15 protein-coding genes are annotated in these 16,784 nt (G+C 67.8%); 6 read left to right on the top strand and 9 right to left on the bottom strand.

Annotated elements, in window-relative coordinates:
- Window positions 1–51: 51 nt before the first annotated feature.
- Complete coding sequence (locus tag ASF16_RS09390; protein WP_056165608.1) at window positions 52–1,023, bottom strand: YafY family protein; 972 nt, start codon at window positions 1,021–1,023, stop codon at window positions 52–54.
- A 97-nt stretch (window positions 1,024–1,120) separates the two neighbouring features.
- Between ASF16_RS09390 and ASF16_RS09385 the strand changes: the two genes are divergently transcribed.
- Window positions 1,121–1,729: a glutathione S-transferase family protein gene (locus tag ASF16_RS09385; RefSeq protein WP_056165607.1), complete on the top strand. Its 609-nt coding sequence runs from the start codon at window positions 1,121–1,123 to the stop codon at window positions 1,727–1,729.
- Window positions 1,730–1,899: 170 nt separating this feature from the next.
- Here the strand turns inward: ASF16_RS09385 and rng are convergent, their stop codons facing one another.
- The 7 genes from rng to ASF16_RS09350 all read right to left on the bottom strand — a co-directional run bounded on the left by rng (window position 1,900) and on the right by ASF16_RS09350 (window position 9,175).
- Window positions 1,900–3,387, bottom strand: coding sequence for a ribonuclease G (gene rng, locus ASF16_RS09380; RefSeq protein ID WP_056165604.1), 1,488 nt, complete (start codon window positions 3,385–3,387; stop codon window positions 1,900–1,902).
- Between the two features lie 175 nt (window positions 3,388–3,562).
- The gene (locus ASF16_RS09375) at window positions 3,563–4,177 is read right to left on the bottom strand and encodes a nucleoside triphosphate pyrophosphatase (protein ID WP_056165602.1); all 615 of its coding nucleotides are present in this window, start codon (window positions 4,175–4,177) and stop codon (window positions 3,563–3,565) included.
- Window positions 4,178–4,281: 104 nt separating this feature from the next.
- A complete protein-coding gene (rlmH, locus tag ASF16_RS09370; protein WP_056165599.1) occupies window positions 4,282–4,749 on the bottom strand; it encodes a 23S rRNA (pseudouridine(1915)-N(3))-methyltransferase RlmH in 468 nt (155 codons plus the stop codon).
- A 55-nt stretch (window positions 4,750–4,804) separates the two neighbouring features.
- The gene (rsfS, locus tag ASF16_RS09365; RefSeq protein ID WP_056165597.1) at window positions 4,805–5,752 is read right to left on the bottom strand and encodes a ribosome silencing factor; all 948 of its coding nucleotides are present in this window, start codon (window positions 5,750–5,752) and stop codon (window positions 4,805–4,807) included.
- A gap of 216 nt (window positions 5,753–5,968) precedes the next feature.
- Window positions 5,969–6,949, bottom strand: coding sequence for an oxygen-dependent coproporphyrinogen oxidase (hemF, locus tag ASF16_RS09360; RefSeq protein WP_056165595.1), 981 nt, complete (start codon window positions 6,947–6,949; stop codon window positions 5,969–5,971).
- The gene (gene purD / locus ASF16_RS09355) at window positions 6,949–8,229 is read right to left on the bottom strand and encodes a phosphoribosylamine--glycine ligase (protein WP_056165593.1); all 1,281 of its coding nucleotides are present in this window, start codon (window positions 8,227–8,229) and stop codon (window positions 6,949–6,951) included. The genes hemF and purD overlap by 1 nt, the downstream gene beginning before the upstream one ends.
- A 226-nt stretch (window positions 8,230–8,455) precedes the next feature.
- Window positions 8,456–9,175, bottom strand: a complete 720-nt coding sequence (locus ASF16_RS09350) for a YebC/PmpR family DNA-binding transcriptional regulator (RefSeq protein ID WP_056165591.1) — start codon at window positions 9,173–9,175, stop codon at window positions 8,456–8,458.
- A 238-nt stretch (window positions 9,176–9,413) separates the two neighbouring features.
- Here ASF16_RS09350 and ASF16_RS09345 point away from each other — a divergent pair, with 238 nt between their 5' ends.
- From ASF16_RS09345 to ASF16_RS09335, 3 genes are all read left to right on the top strand, one after another.
- Window positions 9,414–10,952, top strand: coding sequence for a helicase HerA-like C-terminal domain-containing protein (locus ASF16_RS09345; protein WP_056165589.1), 1,539 nt, complete (start codon window positions 9,414–9,416; stop codon window positions 10,950–10,952).
- Between the two features lie 327 nt (window positions 10,953–11,279).
- A complete protein-coding gene (locus tag ASF16_RS09340; protein WP_056166458.1) occupies window positions 11,280–12,122 on the top strand; it encodes a hypothetical protein in 843 nt (280 codons plus the stop codon).
- Window positions 12,123–12,150: 28 nt separating this feature from the next.
- Window positions 12,151–13,041, top strand: a complete 891-nt coding sequence (locus tag ASF16_RS09335; protein WP_156372011.1) for a LysR substrate-binding domain-containing protein — start codon at window positions 12,151–12,153, stop codon at window positions 13,039–13,041.
- 63 nt (window positions 13,042–13,104) lie between these two features.
- On the opposite strand, the gene ASF16_RS09330 is transcribed toward ASF16_RS09335, so the two are convergent.
- The gene (locus ASF16_RS09330; RefSeq protein ID WP_056165586.1) at window positions 13,105–14,058 is read right to left on the bottom strand and encodes an EamA family transporter; all 954 of its coding nucleotides are present in this window, start codon (window positions 14,056–14,058) and stop codon (window positions 13,105–13,107) included.
- A gap of 369 nt (window positions 14,059–14,427) precedes the next feature.
- Here ASF16_RS09330 and ASF16_RS09325 point away from each other — a divergent pair, with 369 nt between their 5' ends.
- Window positions 14,428–15,276 (top strand): enoyl-CoA hydratase-related protein, encoded by an 849-nt coding sequence (locus ASF16_RS09325; RefSeq protein WP_056165584.1) that lies wholly within the window; start codon window positions 14,428–14,430, stop codon window positions 15,274–15,276.
- A gap of 443 nt (window positions 15,277–15,719) precedes the next feature.
- A complete protein-coding gene (locus ASF16_RS09320) occupies window positions 15,720–16,712 on the top strand; it encodes a threo-3-hydroxy-L-aspartate ammonia-lyase (RefSeq protein ID WP_056165583.1) in 993 nt (330 codons plus the stop codon).
- Window positions 16,713–16,784 lie beyond the last annotated feature (72 nt).

Genomic DNA, 16,784 nt, shown 5'->3' with positions numbered 1-16,784 from the left:
GACCGTAGCGACCGCAGCGGGCCTGTAGGCGGGCTCGGCAGCCTGGATCGCTCAGCGTCCGCCAGCCTGCGAAGCCGTGCACCGCAAGGCCCGCTCGCCGGCCACCCGCAACCGCTCCGTCAAAGAGACCGGCGCGAGCACCTCGAATTCGACATCCTGTGCCATCAGCCAGTACACCAGCGAGTCGCTGGCAACGCAGGCCAGCTGGCAGCGTTGCCCCGCCTCCAGCGATGTCACCACGCCCGCAAATTGCGGGATGCGGCGTGACATGACGGCGTAGGGCGCATGCAGCACGACGCGAGCCTGCTCGGCATGCGGCGGTGCCGAGATGGAGCGCGCCACATAGCCCTTCAGATCACCGCCATCGGGCGATGCCCGCGGCGCGAAATGCGCGCCCACCTGCGGGTCGCCCACGATGCGGTCGATGCGGAAGGTGCGCCAGTCGCCCCGCACGCAGTCCCAGGCCACCAGGTACCAGCGCTCGCCGGTGTGCACCACGCCCTGCGGCTCCACGCTGCGCTGCGCGCTGCGGCCCTGGGCGTCTTCGTAGTGGAACGCGGTGCGCAGCTGGTCGCGGCAAGCGGTCGCCAGCGTGGCCAGCACCGAGGCCTCGACCACCGGGCCGATGCGGTCCAGCGGCACGATGACCGAGCGCAACGCATCCACCCGCTTGCGCAAGCGCGCAGGCATGGCCTGCTCCAGCTTGACCAGCGCCCGCAGCGCAGGCTCTTCAATGCCGCCTACCGCGCCCGCCGTGGCGGTGCGCAGCGCAATCGACACGGCCAGGGCCTCGTCGTCGTCCAGCAGCAAGGGCGGCAGCGCCTGCCCGGCCCGGAAGGCGTAGCCGCCCGCCACGCCGCTGCTGGCATGCACAGGGTAGCCCAACTGGCGCAGGCGGTCCACATCGCGCCGCACGGTGCGCGGGTGCACCTCCAGGCGCTCGGCCAGCTCGGGGCCCATCCAGTGGGTGCGGGTCTGCAGCAGGGAAAGCAGCCGCAAAAGACGCGTCGATGAACTCAGCATGGCGCCACTGTACTTTTTATTGAGGACCGAAACTGTCCGCAATGGTTTCTACAGTGGAGACACCTTTTCTTCCACAACCACCTCAAGGAGTTTTCCCATGTCCATCGTTCTCTACTGGCACCCCATGTCGAGCGCCAGCCCCATCGCCTGCGCCCTGGCCGAACTGGGCGTGCCGCATGAACGCGTGAAGGTCGACATCCGCACCGGCGAACAGCACCGCCCGGAGTACCTGGCCCTCAATCCCAATGGCAAGGTCCCCACCCTGACGGTGGACGGCGCCCCGATGTTCGAGACCCTGGCCATCCATATGTGGCTGGGCCACCGCTTTGGCATCGAGCGCGGTCTGTGGCCCGCGGCGGGCACGCCCGAGGCGCTGCAGGCGCTGTCGTGGTGTGCATGGTCGTATGTGACCTACGGCGCCTTGATGGTGCGCCTGAATGTGGCCACGCGGGGCGACGAGGCTTTGCACAGCGACATCCATGCGCAGGCCGCCAAGGCGGGCCTGAATGACCTGCTGGCGGTGCTGGACGCGCGCCTGGCCAAGCAGCCCTGGATGCTGGGCGCCGACTACTCGCTGGTGGACCTGGTCGTCGGCTCGGTGCTCGGCTACAGCGTGTTTCTGGGCGCACCGGTGAGTGAGCACCCGCACGTGCAGGCCTGGCTGGCGCGGGTGCAGGCGCGGCCGGCGATGCAGATCGAGTCGTAAGACGGATTGGCGGTCGCTCCGCCGATCCGCCGGGACGAGCCGTTCAACAGACTGGCCGAAGCGTCGCGCGGCGCTTCGACACGCTCAGTGTGAACGGTCTCTTTTTTCAAGAAGCGCTGTGGCAGCGCCGACCGTCAGTGTTTGCGCAGGCCTGTGATGATGCAGCGGCGCTACAGCAGCACGATGTCGTACTGCTCCTGCCCCACCGCGCTCTCGGCCTGCAGGGAGATGGGCTTGCCGATGAAGTCCGACAGCCCGGCCAGGTGCTGGCTCTCTTCGTCCAGGAACAGCTCCACCACGCGCGCCGAGGCGACCACGCGGAATTCGCGGGGGTTGAACTGGCGGGCTTCGCGCAGGATCTCGCGCAGGATGTCGTAGCAGACGCTGCGCGCGGTTTTCACGCTGCCCTTGCCCTGGCAGGCTTCGCAGGGCTCGCACAGCATGTGGGCGAGCGACTCGCGGGTGCGCTTGCGCGTCATCTCCACCAGGCCCAGTTGCGAGAAGCCGCCCGCCATGGTCTTGACCCGGTCGCGCGAGAGCTGCTTCTTGAACTCGGTCAGCACCGCGTCCTGGTGGCCGGCCTGCACCATGTCGATGAAGTCCACGATGATGATGCCGCCCAGGTTGCGCAGCCGCAGCTGGCGCGCAATGGCCTGCGCCGCCTCCAGGTTGGTCTTGAAGATGGTGTCGTCGAAGTTGCGCGCACCCACGTAGCCACCGGTGTTCACGTCGATGGTGGTGAGCGCCTCGGTCTGGTCCACGATGAGGTAGCCGCCCGACTTCAGGTCCACGCGCCGGCCCAGGGCCTTGGCGACTTCTTCGTCGATGGAGTACAGGTCGAAGATGGGGCGCTCGCCCTTGTAGTGCTGCAGCTTGGGGGCGGCCGCGGGCATGAATTCCTGCCCGAAGGCGCGCAGGCGCTGGAACTGCTCCAGCGAATCCAGGCGGATGGTCTGCGTGTGGTCGCCCACCAAGTCGCGCAGCACGCGCTGCAGCAGGTCCAGGTCCTGGTGCAGCAGCGACATGGCGGGCAGCTTGAGCGATGCCTCCTTGATGCGCGCCCAGGTCTTGCGCAGGTAGGCGATGTCTTCGGCCAGTTCTTCGTCGGTGGAGTCTTCGCCATTGGTGCGCAGGATGAACCCGCCGCCACCGCCCGTGGACTTGTCGCCCACCAGCGCCTGCAGGCGTGCGCGCAGCGCGTCGCGCTCGGCGCCGGGGATCTTCTGCGAGACGCCCACGTGGTCGTCCTGCGGCAGGAACACCAGCAGGCGCCCGGCGATGCTGATCTGCGTGGACAGGCGCGCGCCCTTGGTGCCGATGGGGTCCTTGATGACCTGCACCATGAGGGACTGGCCCTCGAACACCTGCTTTTCGATCGGGATCTGCGGCTCGGTCTTGCGGGCGAATGCTGGCGGCTCGCCGTCGGGCTGACGGTGCCACACATCGGCCACGTGCAAAAAAGCCGCGCGCTCCAGGCCAATGTCGATGAAGGCGGACTGCATGCCCGGGAGCACCCGCGACACCTTGCCCAGGTAGACGTTGCCGACCAGGCCGCGCTCCAGCGTGCGCTCGATGTGCAGCTCCTGCACCGCGCCGTGCTCCACGATGGCCACGCGGGTTTCCTGGGGAGACCAGTTGATCAGGATGTCTTGTTGCATGGCGTTGTCGTTATGTTTGGTTATGGTCGCTGCCGGGCTTTGGCTCCGTTCACGCCCCCACCATCACGTCTTTGCCGGTCCGCCGAGCACTGGTGGCTTTGTGGGGGCCACAGCTGTCGGGCGGGCTCAGGGGGCGGGAGAAACGCGGGGGTTTGCCGGGTGCGTCAAAGCGCCACTAGACGGCAAAACCGGCTGCGCGCAGCAGTTGCGCCGTCTCGTACATGGGCAGCCCCATGATGCCCGAATAACTCCCTGCCAGGTGTTCCACATACGCGGCCGCGCGGCCCTGGATGCCGTACGCGCCGGCCTTGCCCAGCGGCTCGCCGGTGGCCACATAGGCATTGATCTGCGCCGCCGTCATGGGCGCGAAGGTGACGCGCGACACCGACAGCGCCGCAAGCCGCTTGGTGCCCACCTGCAGCGCCACGGCCGTGAGCACGCGGTGCTCGTGCCCCGCCAGCTCGGCCAGCATGCGCGCGGCGTGCGCGGCGTCGTCGGGCTTGCCGTAGATGGTGCGGCCCAGGGCCACGGTGGTGTCGGAGCACAGGATGGGCGCATCGGGCAGCTGGCGCCGTGCGCGCCGCGCCACGGCAGCGTCGAGCTTGAGGCCGGTCACGCGCTCGACATAGGCCGTGGGCGCCTCGCCGGGCAGCACGGCCTCGATGGCTTCGGCGTCCTCGGGCTCGTCGCCATCGACATTGGGCAGCAGCAGTTCATGGCGCACGCCCAGCTGTTCGAGCAGCTGGCGCCGGCGCGGGCTCTGGGAGGCGAGGTAGAGGAAGTCAGGCATGAACGGATTCGATCAAAAATCGGCCCCAGCGCTGATCCATCAAGCGCTGGCAGCTATCACATCAATAGCAAACGGCAGGAGGGCCATGGTGCGCTCCAACCTGCTCATTCGCGGTGGTAGGGGTGGCCTGCGTTCACCGACCAGGCACGGTAGAGCTGCTCGATGAGCAGCACGCGCACCATGGCGTGGGGCAAGGTCAGGTCGGACAGGCGGATGCGCTCGTGCGCGCCCTGGCGGAAGGCCGGGTCCAGCCCGTCGGGGCCACCGATGACCAGCGCCACGTCGTCACCGCCCAGCTGCCAGCCCTTGAGCCGCTCGGCCAGCGCCTTGGTGGTGAGGTTGGTGCCGCGCTCGTCCAGCGCCACCACGCGCGTGCCGCGCGGAATGGCCGCCTCGATGCGCTCGCGCTCGGCGGCGTAGAGCGTCTCCAGCGTCTTGGAGCCCCTCGGCTCGGTCTTGACGGCCTTGAGCTCCACCTTGAGCTCGGGCGGGAAACGCTTGGCATAGTCGTCGTAGGCCGTCTGCGCCCAGTCGGGCACGCGCTGGCCCACCGCCACGATCAGCAGTCTCATGGAATGCGTTACCGAAAAGGGTTGCGCCCGTCAGCTCAGCCGTGCTGCAGGGCCATCAAGCCCGGCCGCCGCTGCGCGAAGGGGACTTCTTGGCTGCGGGCTTGGCGCCTGCCCTGGCCGGGGCGCCGGCGGCAGACCGGGGGGCGCCGCGTGCGGGTGCTGCGGCACCCTTGGCGCCGGTCGACTTGGCGGCTGCGGGCTTCTTGGCGCCGCCCGGCTTCACGACCACGGTCTTGATCGGGGTCTTGGGGGCCGATGGCTTCTTGGCGGCTGCGGTGCTGCCTGTGGTCTTGGCGGTGGTCTTGGTTGGGGTGGTCTTGGCCGCTGGCTTGCTGCCGGCGCGGGCTGCGGGCTTGGCTGCGCTGGTCTTGGCGGCAGGCCTTGCCGATGGCTTGGCAGATGGCTTGGAAGATGCCGACTTGGCGGGCGCTGCGGGGGCGGTCTTGGCCGCCGTCTTGGCCACGGCCTTCACGGTGGCCTTGCCGGAGCGTGCAGCCACAGTCGGAGCTGCAGCAGCCTTCTTGGCCGGAGCCTTCGCAGCGGCCTTGGCACCCGACTTGGCGGCCTTCTGGGCCGACTTCTTTTCGGCCAGATCGGCGGCGGCGCTGGACACCGGCTTGGCGGCCCCCAGCTTCAGGCGCACGGGGGTTTCGCCCCACAGTTCTTCCAGGCGGTAGTACTGGCGGATGGCGGGCTGCATGATGTGCGCCACGGCCGGGCCGCAGTCGACGATGATCCATTCGCCGTTGTCTTCGCCTTCGATGCGGGGCTTGGAAAAGCCCGCTTCCTTCACCGCGTCGCGCACGCTGGCGGCCAGCGCCTTGGTCTGGCGGTTGGAGGTGCCCGATGCCACGATCACCCGTTCAAACAGCGGCGAGAGATTCTCGGTGTTGAAGACCTGGATGTCTTGCGCCTTGACGTCCTCCAGCCCATCGACGATGGCGCGCTGGAGCTTGGTAACGTCTTTCTTGGCGGCGGATTCCGATTTGGTGGAGGTGGTCATCAGGTGGTGAATAGAGAGGGAATGGAATCAATATAGCGTGCAACGCGGCGCACAGCCAGTGGGGCTGCGCCTTGGGTGTTGCGCCGGTGTCGCGCCGGGGCGCTGCGGCAGTTCGCGGTGTTTTTGGCCTCTGGCGCTTTTGCGAAAAGCGCACACAGCTATTGAAATTATAGCTTTCGCGCCTTTCGGGCCATCTTCAGCACCATCTTCCGGGCGTCAGGCACCTGCCTGCGCCCCGCTGCCCAGCCAGTCGCGCCGCACCAGGAACCGCTGCGCCAGCTGCGCTTCGGCAGAGTCGGCGGCGTCCGAGCGCTGGTACGACCAGGCCACCAGCGGCGGCATCGACAGCAGGATGGACTCGGTGCGCCCGCCGGACTGCAGGCCGAAATGCGTGCCCCGGTCCCACACCAGGTTGAACTCGACATACCGGCCGCGGCGGTAGAGTTGAAAGTCCCGCTCGCGCTCGCCGTAGGGCATGTGCTGGCGCTGCTCGACGATGGGCAGGTAGGCCGACAGGAAGGCGTCGCCCACCGACTGCGTCATGGCCAGGCTTTGCGCGAAGCCCAGCTCGGAGAAGTCGTCGTAGAACACCCCGCCCACGCCGCGCTGCTCGCTGCGGTGCTTGAGGTAGAAATACTCGTCGCACCACGCTTTGAAGCGCGGGTACTTGTCGTCACCAAAGGGCGCCAGCGCGTCGCGGCAGGTGCGGTGAAAGTGCACCGCGTCGTCCTCGAAGCCGTAGTACGGCGTCAGGTCCATGCCCCCGCCGAACCAGCAGGTCGGCGCCTGGCCCGGGTGGCCGGCAGCGATCATGCGCACGTTCATGTGCACCGTGGGCACATATGGGTTGCGGGGGTGGAACACCAGCGACACGCCCATGGCCTCGAACGGCGCGCCGGCCAGCTCGGGCCGGTGCTGCGTGGCCGACGGCGGCAGCTGCGGGCCGCGCACGTGGCTGAAGCCGCAGCCCGCGCGCTCGAACACGCGGCCGTTCTCCAGGATTTTGGTGATGCCGTCGCCCTGCAGCGGCTCGCCGGGTGCCTTGCGCCAGGCGTCGGCCAGGAAGCGCGCGCCGCCCTGCTCCTGCGCGCCTTCCACGGCCTCCAGCGCAGCGGTGATGCGGGCCTGCAGGCCCTGCAGGTAACCGCGCACCTGCTCTACCGTATCGACCGTGTTCAGGCTTTGTGCGCCCGCCATCAGCTCTTCAGCGCCCGGAAGCCGATGTCGCGGCGGTACTGCGCGCCGTCGAACTGGATGCCGCGCGCCACGTCGTACGCCCGCTGCTGCGCCTGCTTGACACTGTCGGCCAGCACCGTGACGCACAGCACCCGGCCGCCGGTCACGCTGACCACGCCGTCCTGCAGCTGCGTGCCGGCATGGAACACCACCGCATCGTCCGCGTCCTGCGGCAGGCCGGTGATGGCGTCGCCCTTGCGCGGGTTTTCAGGGTAGCCGTGGGCGGCCATGACCACACCCAACGCGGTGCGGCGGTCCCACTGCAGCTCCATCTGTTCGAGCTTGCCGTCGGCCGCAGCGGCCATCACGTCGCTGAAATCGCTTTTGAGGCGCATCAGGATGGGCTGGGTTTCGGGGTCGCCCATGCGGCAGTTGAATTCGAGCGTCTTGGGGTGGCCCTTGGCGTCGATCATCAGCCCGGCATACAAAAAGCCGGTGTACGGGATGCCGTCCTTTTCCATGCCGCGGATGGTAGGCAGGATGATCTCGCGCATGGCGCGGGCGTGCACGTCGGCCGTCACCACGGGCGCGGGCGAATACGCACCCATGCCGCCGGTGTTGGGGCCTTCGTCGCCGTCTTTCAGGCGTTTGTGGTCCTGGCTGGTGGCCAGCGCCAGCACGTTCTTGCCGTCGCACAGCACGATGAAGGACGCTTCTTCGCCTTCGAGGAACTCTTCGATCACCACGCGCGCCCCGCCCTCGTTGTGCTGCACGCCGTACTTGTTGTCCACCAGCATGAAGTCCACCGCGTCATGGGCCTCTTGCAGCGTCATGGCCACGACCACGCCCTTGCCCGCCGCCAGGCCGTCGGCCTTGATGACGATGGGCGCGCCCAGGCGGTCCACGAAGGCGTGGGCGGCTGCCGGGTCGGTGAATGTGTCGTAGTCGGCCGTGGGGATGCCATGGCGGCGCATGAAGGCCTTGCTGAAGGCCTTGGAGCTTTCGAGCTGGGCGGCCGCCTGCGTGGGGCCGAAGATCTTGAGGCCATGCGCGCGGAATTCATCCACCACGCCAGCGGCCAGGGGCGCCTCGGGGCCGACCACCGTGAGGGCGATCTTTTGCTCCTGCGCCCAGACGCGCAGGGCCTGCACGTCGGTGATGGCCACGTTCTCCAGCTTGGCGTTGAGCGCAGTGCCGCCATTGCCAGGCGCGACGAACACCTTGGTGACCTTGGGGGACTGGGCCAGTTTCCAGGCCATTGCGTGTTCACGGCCGCCGCCACCAATCACAAGTACTTTCATAGAACCTTTGTGAACCTCTGGCGCAGCGCTGGGCCACGGACAGGGTTCGGGGAAAAACATCTCAATCGCAGTTATTCAAAATTCTTTGCGCCGGACCATGGGCTCCAGCAACCGGCGCGGCCCCATCACCAGGGCACCCGTGGAACTGGCTCCGCCAGGCCACCGGGTGCGTCCCCCTCCCGCGCAGCGAGAGAGGGGGAAGCGGCGCAGCCGCTCAGGGGGAGCTTCACAGTGCCGCGTTGTGATAGACCTCTTGAGCGTCGTCCAGATCTTCCAGCACGTCCAGCAGTTTTTGCATGCGCACGGCGTCGTCGCCGGTCAGCTCGATGGTGTTTTCAGCCCGCATCGTCACCTCGGCCAACTCGGGCGTGAGGCCAGCGGCCTGCAGCGCATCCTTGACGGCTTCGAAGTCGGCAGGGCTGGTCAGCACTTCGACGGCGCCGTCCTCGCCGGTCACCACATCGTCGGCACCGGCCTCCAGCGCCACTTCCATGACTTGGTCCTCGTTCGTGCCCGGCGCAAAGATCAGCTGGCCGCAGTGCTTGAACTGGAACACCACCGAGCCTTCGGTGCCCATGCTGCCGCCGTGCTTGCTGAAGGCGTGGCGCACTTCGGCCACGGTGCGCACACGGTTGTCGGTCATGGTGTCGATCATGATGGCGACGCCGCCGATACCGTAGCCCTCGTAGCGGATTTCCTCGTACGTCAGGCCTTCGGCATTGCCGGTGGCCTTGTCGATGTTGTATTTGATGCGGTCGGCGGGCATGTTCGCCCCCTTGGCCTTGTCCACCGCCAGGCGCAGGCGGGGGTTGGCAGACAAATCGCCGCCGCCGGAACGGGCAGCCACGGTGATTTCGCGAATGATGCGGGTCCAGATCTTGCCGCGTTTTTCATCCTGCCGCCCCTTGCGGTGCTGGATATTCGCCCATTTGCTGTGTCCTGCCACGAGAAGTCCTTTTGTATTGATTTAATCTAGCCATGCTTGTTGGGCCCGGTGCAGCGGCAAACCGTGTCTTTCGCGCCACGGCGGCAGTGCAAGCCCCGCCGCCAGCGCCTGCAGAGGCCGGGTTTGGCGCCCCTCAGGCGGCGCCAAATCCACCTGTTTTGTCTCTGTAGCGCCCTGCCCGAACAAGTCATCTGCCGATTTTACTTTTTGCCGACCCCGCTCCCCGAGGAAACCCGAAATGGCCGAACCCCTTCTGATCGCCAAGCACGACACCATCGAATGCCACCTGCTGCCGAGCCTGGCCAACCGCCACGGGCTGATCACCGGTGCGACGGGCACCGGCAAGACGGTGACGCTGCAGACGCTGGCCGAAAACTTCTCGCGCATCGGCGTGCCGGTGTTCATGGCCGACGTAAAGGGCGACCTGACCGGCGCCAGCCAGCCCGGCAAGATCGGCGACAAGCTGGCGGCCGTGCTGAAAGAGCGTGGTCTTGAGCTCCCCACACCCCTGGCCTGCCCCACCACGCTGTGGGACGTGTTCGGCCAGCAGGGCCACCCGGTGCGCGCCACGGTGTCCGACATGGGCCCGCTGCTGCTGGGCCGCATGCTAAACCTGAACGAGACGCAGCTGGGCGTGCTGAACATGGTGTTCAAGATCGCCGACGACAGCGGCATGCTGCTGCTGGACCTGAAAGACCTGCGCGCGATGCTGACCTTCGTGGGCGACAACGCCAAGGAGTTCACCACCGAATACGGCAACGTGAGCGCCGCCAGCGTGGGCGCCATCCAGCGCGGGCTGCTGCAGATCGAGCAGCAGGGCGGCAGCGCGTTCTTCGGCGAGCCCATGCTCAACATCCAGGACTTCATGCAGACCGTCGATGGTCACGGTGTCGTGAACATCCTGGCGGCCGACAAGCTCATGAATTCGCCGCGCCTGTACGCCACCTTCCTGCTGTGGATGCTGTCCGAACTGTTCGAGCAACTGCCCGAGATCGGCGACCCCGACCAGCCCAAGCTGGTGTTCTTCTTCGACGAGGCCCACCTGTTGTTCAACGAGGCGCCCAAGGTGCTCATCGAGCGGATCGAGCTGGTGGTGCGCCTGGTGCGCTCCAAGGGCGTGGGCGTGTACTTCGTCACACAGAACCCGCTCGACATCCCCGACAGCGTGCTGGCCCAGCTGGGCAACCGCGTGCAGCACGCGCTGCGCGCCTTCACCCCCCGCGACCAGAAGGCCGTCAAAGCCACGGCCACCACCATGCGGCAAAAGCCGGGCCTCGATATCGAGACCGCCATCACCGAGCTGGCCGTGGGCGAGGCGCTGGTGAGTTTTCTGGACGCCAAAGGCCGCCCCAGCGTGACCGAGCGCGTGTTCGTGCTGCCCCCGGGCAGCCAGCTCGGCCCCATCACACCGCAGCAGCGGCAGGCGCTGATGGCCAGCTCGCTGGTGGCCGGCGTGTACGAGACCACGGTGGACCGAGAGTCAGCGTATGAAAAGCTCAAGGGCCGGGCCGAAAGTGCCCCCGACGCGCCGGCCGGTACGTCTGCAGTACGCACAAGCGGCGGCACCCCGGTGGGCACGGCGGGCGGGGGAGCCCAGCCGCAGGAAGGCAGCTTTCTCAACGACCTGCTCTTTGGCACCACCGGCCCGCGCGGCGGGCGCAAGGACGGCCTGGTGCAGACCATGGCCAAGTCGGCCGTGCGCACGGTGGGGACCAGTGTCGGCAAGGAGATTCTGCGCGGCGTATTGGGCGGGATCTTCGGCAGCAAGAAGAGGTGACACCCCCTGAGGCGCTGCTCGCCTTCCCCCCTCTCTCGCTGCGCGGGAGGGGGACGCACCCCGGTGGCCTGGCGAAGCCAGGTCCACGGGTGCACTGGCCTGGGGCGCGCCAGTCATGACGGTCTTGGACAAAGGGATCTCGCCGGGGGCACATCAGGGGTGAAGATAGTGCACTGCAGAGGCCTCTACCGCTTATCCAACAAGCGCCAGAAGCTATCAATTCAATAGCATTCAACATCCTCGCCACACCCCCCCAAATTCTTCTCCCGGCGTGCGTGCAGGCATGGCACCATGCGCGCACAAAACAACACACAACAGGAGGATGGGATGGGACGCATCGACAACCTGCTCGTGCGCTGGGGGCCCCGCACGGTGCTGCTGGCCAGCGGTATCTGGGTGCTGGTCTTTGTGGGCATGTTCGCCGGGCTGTGGCGCATGCGCTGGACGTGGGCGGTGTATGTGATCGCCACCGTGGTACTGACAGCCATCGTCATCCAGTGGACCAACGTGGTGCGCGAGCGCTATGTGCGCGAAGCCGCCCTGCCCCAGTTCTTGAAGCGCAAGCTGCGCGAGGCGTATCCCCACCTCAACCAAAAGGACTGCGAACTGGTCGAGCGCGGGCTGCGCCAGTTCTTCATGGCCTGCATGCGCAGCAGAAAGCAGTTCGTCGCCATGCCGTCCAAGGCGGTGGACGCCATGTGGCACGAGTTCATCCTGCACACCCAGGCCTACAAGACCTGGTGCGAGCGCGCGCTGGGCTTCTTTTTGCACCACACCCCCGCCGAGGCCCTGGGCGCCCGGGCCAAGAACAACGACGGCCTGCGCCGCGCCTGGTACTGGGCGTGCAAGGACGAGGGCATCCACCCCAAATACCCCTCGCGCCTGCCGCTGCTGTTCGCGCTGGACGCCAAGCTCGCGATTGCCGGCGGCTTTACCTACGTGCCCGACTGCAGCGACATCATCCGCAAAAGCGATGCCGGGGGCGACGCCGGCGGTACCTACTGCGGCACCCACTTTGCCGATCACAGCTACAGCGGCAGCTCGGGCGACTTCGGCGGGGCAGAAAGCTCCAGCTCCCACTCCAGCAGCAGCAGTGACGGGAGCAGCGGCGACGCAGGTGGCGACGGGGGCAGTTGCGGCGGTGGCTGCGGAGGCGGCGGCGGCGACTGACGCGGCGCGCGCAGGTAACCTCGCCCCCATGCACTCCATCCCGCCGCTGCCCCTCATCGCCGCCTTCGACGCGGTGATGCAGTGGCGCAGCTTTCAAAAAGCGGCCGACGCGCTCAGCCTGTCGGCCAGCACCGTGAGCCACCGCGTGCGCGAGCTGGAAAAGACGCTGGGCGTGCCCTTGTTCACCCGCAGCACCCGGTCGGTGGCGCCCACGCCCGAGGGCCTGCACCTGCACCAGCAGACCAAGGCCGCGCTGCAGGCCCTGCAGGACACGTTTGCCGGCTATGCACACCAGCAGCGCAGCGTGGTGCGCATCAGCGCCCTGCCCTCGTTCGCGCGGCTGCGGCTGGTGCCGGCGCTCGCGCAGTTGCAGGCCACCGGGCAGGCGCCCGGCATCGAGATCCAGACCAGCACCGACCTCGCCGACGTGGACCAGGGCGACGCCGACATCGCCATCCGCTTCGCCCGCAGCCGGCCGCACGCTTACCACTGCGAAAAGCTGCTGGACGACGTGTGGTTCCCGGTGGCGGCGCCGGGCTACCTGCAGCGGCTGGACGTCCCGGCCAGCGAGCGCGCGCTGCGCAGGGGCACGCTGCTCACCCACACCCGGCAACCCTGGCAGCCGTGGCTGGCACAGGCAGGCATTCGCCTGGCGGCGGCGCAGCACGCCATGACCTTCACCGACACCGCGCTGCTCATCGACGCGGCCCTGGCCGAACAGGGCATTGCGCTGGCGCGGCAGTCGCTGGTGCACGACCTGCTGGCGTCCGGCGCGCTGGTGCGGCTGTCGGACGTGGCGCTGCCCGCCGAGCAGTCGTACTACCTGCTCGCGTCCGAGCGCACCGTCATCACCCCGCGCGGCCAGGCCGTGATGGACTGGATCCGGCAATTGGCACGTCAGGGCAACGCGGCGCCATAGCGCCGGCCAACGCCGGCCACCTGTGCCGCAGAAAGGGGAATACGCGGGCCAGCTGCCCAGGTGTCACCCCGTCTTTACCATCAACACGATGCCCGCCAGCACACCCGCCATCGCCACGGTCTTGTGGCGGATGAAGCGCTCCTGCAGCAGCCAGGCGCTCAGGCCGAACACCATGACCAGGTTGGTCCGCCGCAGCACCGAGATCACCGAGATCATGGCCCCCTCGACCTGCACCGCGGCCAGGTAGATGTACTCGGCCAGCACGTATGCCACCGCAATCGCCCCCACCGGCCAGACAGCGGGCCACGCCGCACTCCAACCCGGCCACCGCCCTCGCAAGCCACGTCCGCCCAGCCCCGGCAACACAGACGTCACCACCCACGGCAGCAGACACAGCGCCAGCACGCCCCGCTGCACGGCCGACCAGGCCTGCACCGCCGCCAGGTCCAGCCGCAGCTGCGCGACGATGTGCTTGTCGTACAGCGCATTGGCCGACGACAGCAGCGTGGCCGCCACCATGCACAGCACCCAGCCATCGCGGCTGAAGCGGATGCCCTCCTTCTGCCCGATCAGCGAAAACGCCAGGTACGACAGCATGGACACCGCCAGCCCCGCCCACTGCCACGCGCTCAGGTGCTCGCCCAGCAGCACGATGGCGCCCAGCGCCGTCCACACCGGCCCCGACGCGCGCACCCCGGCCGATATCGACAGCGGCAGCGCCTTGACCGCGTAGTACGACAGCACCCAGGTCGCCACCATCATCAACGACTTGGGCAGCAGCAGCGCGTGGGCCTGCCAAGTCAACGGCGCCGGGTGCAGACCCAGCGGCGCCAGGGCCTGGGCCCACAGGCCGCCGCCGGGCACCCACACAAACGGCAGCCACAAGCACGCGCCCAGCACCGACGATGCCACCACCACCGCCAGCACCCCGGTCTCCCGCAGCGCGATCTTGGTCAGAAAGTCATAGGTGCCCAGCACCAGCCCGGCCAGCAGGCCCAGCAGCACCCAGGTGGTCATGCGGCTGCTCCGTCAGCAAGGCATCGAAGGCGCTGCATCGGTGCAACGGACAGGACGAGGGCGGGCGCCGCACGGCGGCATTGGAAGCGATTCACACAAGGCCTTTCTTGCACCAAAGAAAAACCACCGAGGCTAAACACGCGGCCGTTGCGATTGCGGACAGTTGCGCAGCAGTGGCGCGCCACGGCGCAGCAATCGCATGGCAGCCCGGTACAGCGACCGTGTCATGGCTCTGCATCAGCTCTGCTACGCAATCCATAGCACCCGGCGCACATAGGGAAAGCGATAGGCCCGCCTCGATCCCCAAGGCGCCCCCAAGTCACCCACGCGACGACACAGCGCCGCCCGCCGGGTCTACAGTGCCTGCCCATGAACACACCGCCCTTCACCTGCTTTTCGCTCAGCATCGACAGCCACGTCGCCCACCTGGTGCTGAACCGCCCCGAGGCCATGAACACCATGCACCCCACCTTCTGGCGCGAGCTCGATGAGGTGCTGGCCCAGCTGAACAAATCAGGCGAGGCGCGGGCGCTGGTCATCAGCAGCACCGGCAAGCACTTCAGCGCGGGCATGGCGCTGGAGACCTTCGGCGGCGCCATCACCATGGACGACCAGAGCCCCGAAGGCCGCGCCGCCATCTTCGATCTGCTTACCGACATGCAGGCCACCTTCAGCCGCATCGAGAGCCTGCGTATCCCCGTCATCATGGCCATCCAGGGCGGCTGCATCGGGGGCGCGGTGGACATGGTCACGGCGGCCTGCGTGCGCTATGCCACGGCCGACGCGTTCTTCTGCATCCAGGAGATCAACATCGGCATGGTGGCCGACGTGGGCACGCTGCAGCGCCTGCCCAAGCTCATCCCGCTGGGCGTGGTCAAGGAGCTGGCCTACACCGGCCGCCGCCTGAGCGCCGCCAAGGCCCTGGGCCACGGGCTGGTCAACGGAGTGTTCGACACCCACGAGGCCATGGTCGCCGCCGCACTGCAGTGCGCGCAGGAGATCGCCACTAAGCCCCCTGTCGCCATTTGGGGCACCAAGCAGGCCGTGAACTACGCCCGCGACCACAGCGTCGAAGACAGCCTGCGCCAGATGGGCTGGCTGCAAGGCGCCATCTGGAGCAACCAACACGTGCGCGAGTCCGTCACGGCCATGAAGCAAAAGCGTGCAGGCGACTTCCCGGCGCTGACGCCGCTGATACGGTTCAGCGAACAGGGGTGAGGGATGACGGGTGATGGGTGGTGATTGGCGGGCGGCTGTTCGCGGCCGCCGCTGCGCCGGGCAGTTTTGCGGCCCCTGAGGCCCGACCTTTCAAGTCCTCTGAGCGCTTGCCCCACCCGTTCGGGCTGAGCTTGTCGAAGCCAGAGCGCAATACCAGCCCTTCGACAAGCTCAGGGCGAACGGTGGTCAAGCCGCGCGCATTCGCGTGGCACCACGAACCCAAGTGCCTGAAACCCAAAAAACCATTCGGGCTGAGCCTGTCGAAGCCAGGGCGCACCCTCCGACGCCGCAACCACACCCACCCCCATCCAAACACTATCGAATTCATAGCTGCCAGCGCACACCCACCAAGCGGCAGCAGCCATTTTTACCCCCAACATCACCACCAACGGCTATCATGTGCCGACCCGGGGCAGGCCGCGCCCCGCAGCGAGGACGCCACCATGACCGAGCACAGCATGCCCCTGCCCACCTACGACGACGTGGCCGCCGCCGCGCAGCGGCTCTCAGGCGTCGCGCACCACACGCCGGTGATGCGCTGCACTGCCATAGACGAGCAGCTGGGCGCCAAGCTGTTCTTCAAGTGCGAGAACCTGCAGCGCACGGGCGCCTTCAAGTTCCGCGGCGCGTACAACGCGCTGGCCCAGTTCACCGATGCGCAGCGCGAGGGCGGCGTGCTCACCTTCTCGGCCGGCAACCACGCGCAGGCCATCGCGCTGTCGGCGCGCCTGCTCGACATGCCCGCCCTCATCGTCATGCCCGAAGACGCCGCCACCTCCAAAATGGCCGCCACGCGCGACTACGGCGCCCAGGTCGTCACCTACAACCGCCACACCGAAGACCGCGAGGCCATCAGCCGCCAGCTCGCGCGCGAGCGCGGCATGACGCTGGTGCCGCCATTCGACCACCCGCACGTCATCGCGGGCCAGGGCACTGCCGCGCTGGAGCTGCTGCAGGAGGTGCCCGACCTCGACTATCTCTTTGTCTGCCTGGGCGGCGGCGGCCTGCTGGCGGGCAGCCTGCTGGCCGCGCAGGCGCTGGCGCCACAGTGCAAGGTCATCGGCGTCGAGCCTGCCACGGCCAACGACGCCCAGCAGTCGCTGCGCGCAGGGCACATCGTGACCATTGACCACCCGCAAACCATCGCCGACGGGGCGCAGACACAGTCGCTGGGCGTGCTGACCTACCCCATCATTCGCGACCATGTCGAAGACATCATCACCGTGAGCGACGAGCAGTTGATCCAGGCTTTGCGCGTCTTTGCCGGCCGCATGAAGATCACGGTGGAGCCCACCGGCGCGCTGGCCTTTGCGGGCGTGCAGGCCTTCTCAGGCGAAGACACCGGCGCCAAGCTACTGCACGGCGAACGCGTGGGCGTGATCGTGAGCGGGGGCAATGTGGACCTGGCCCGGTACTCGCGGTTTCTGGCGGACTGACCGGGCCCGAGGCTGCAGGCTTGTGGCCGGTGACGTGCTTACGCGTTGCAACCCACAGGGAGACGCGCGCAA

Origin of the sequence: Acidovorax sp. Leaf78 (assembly GCF_001422735.1) — a bacterium.
Classification (GTDB): Bacteria; Pseudomonadota; Gammaproteobacteria; order Burkholderiales; family Burkholderiaceae_C; genus Acidovorax.
Note: the sequence above shows the minus strand (reverse complement) of the source record. Positions and strands in the feature narration are given on the sequence as shown.

Coding starts and splice junctions, on each gene's coding strand:
- rsfS (WP_056165597.1), bottom strand. CDS start 5,752: ATGACCACCTCCACCAAATCGGAATCCGCCGCCAAGAAAGACGTTACC.
- ASF16_RS09340 (WP_056166458.1), top strand. CDS start 11,280: ATGGGACGCATCGACAACCTGCTCGTGCGCTGGGGGCCCCGCACGGTG.
- rlmH (WP_056165599.1), bottom strand. CDS start 4,749: ATGAGACTGCTGATCGTGGCGGTGGGCCAGCGCGTGCCCGACTGGGCG.
- ASF16_RS09375 (WP_056165602.1), bottom strand. CDS start 4,177: ATGCCTGACTTCCTCTACCTCGCCTCCCAGAGCCCGCGCCGGCGCCAG.
- ASF16_RS09330 (WP_056165586.1), bottom strand. CDS start 14,058: ATGACCACCTGGGTGCTGCTGGGCCTGCTGGCCGGGCTGGTGCTGGGC.
- ASF16_RS09320 (WP_056165583.1), top strand. CDS start 15,720: ATGACCGAGCACAGCATGCCCCTGCCCACCTACGACGACGTGGCCGCC.
- hemF (WP_056165595.1), bottom strand. CDS start 6,949: ATGGCGGGCGCACAAAGCCTGAACACGGTCGATACGGTAGAGCAGGTG.
- ASF16_RS09385 (WP_056165607.1), top strand. CDS start 1,121: ATGTCCATCGTTCTCTACTGGCACCCCATGTCGAGCGCCAGCCCCATC.
- ASF16_RS09345 (WP_056165589.1), top strand. CDS start 9,414: ATGGCCGAACCCCTTCTGATCGCCAAGCACGACACCATCGAATGCCAC.
- ASF16_RS09325 (WP_056165584.1), top strand. CDS start 14,428: ATGAACACACCGCCCTTCACCTGCTTTTCGCTCAGCATCGACAGCCAC.
- purD (WP_056165593.1), bottom strand. CDS start 8,229: ATGAAAGTACTTGTGATTGGTGGCGGCGGCCGTGAACACGCAATGGCC.
- ASF16_RS09390 (WP_056165608.1), bottom strand. CDS start 1,023: ATGCTGAGTTCATCGACGCGTCTTTTGCGGCTGCTTTCCCTGCTGCAG.
- rng (WP_056165604.1), bottom strand. CDS start 3,387: ATGCAACAAGACATCCTGATCAACTGGTCTCCCCAGGAAACCCGCGTG.
- ASF16_RS09335 (WP_156372011.1), top strand. CDS start 12,151: ATGCACTCCATCCCGCCGCTGCCCCTCATCGCCGCCTTCGACGCGGTG.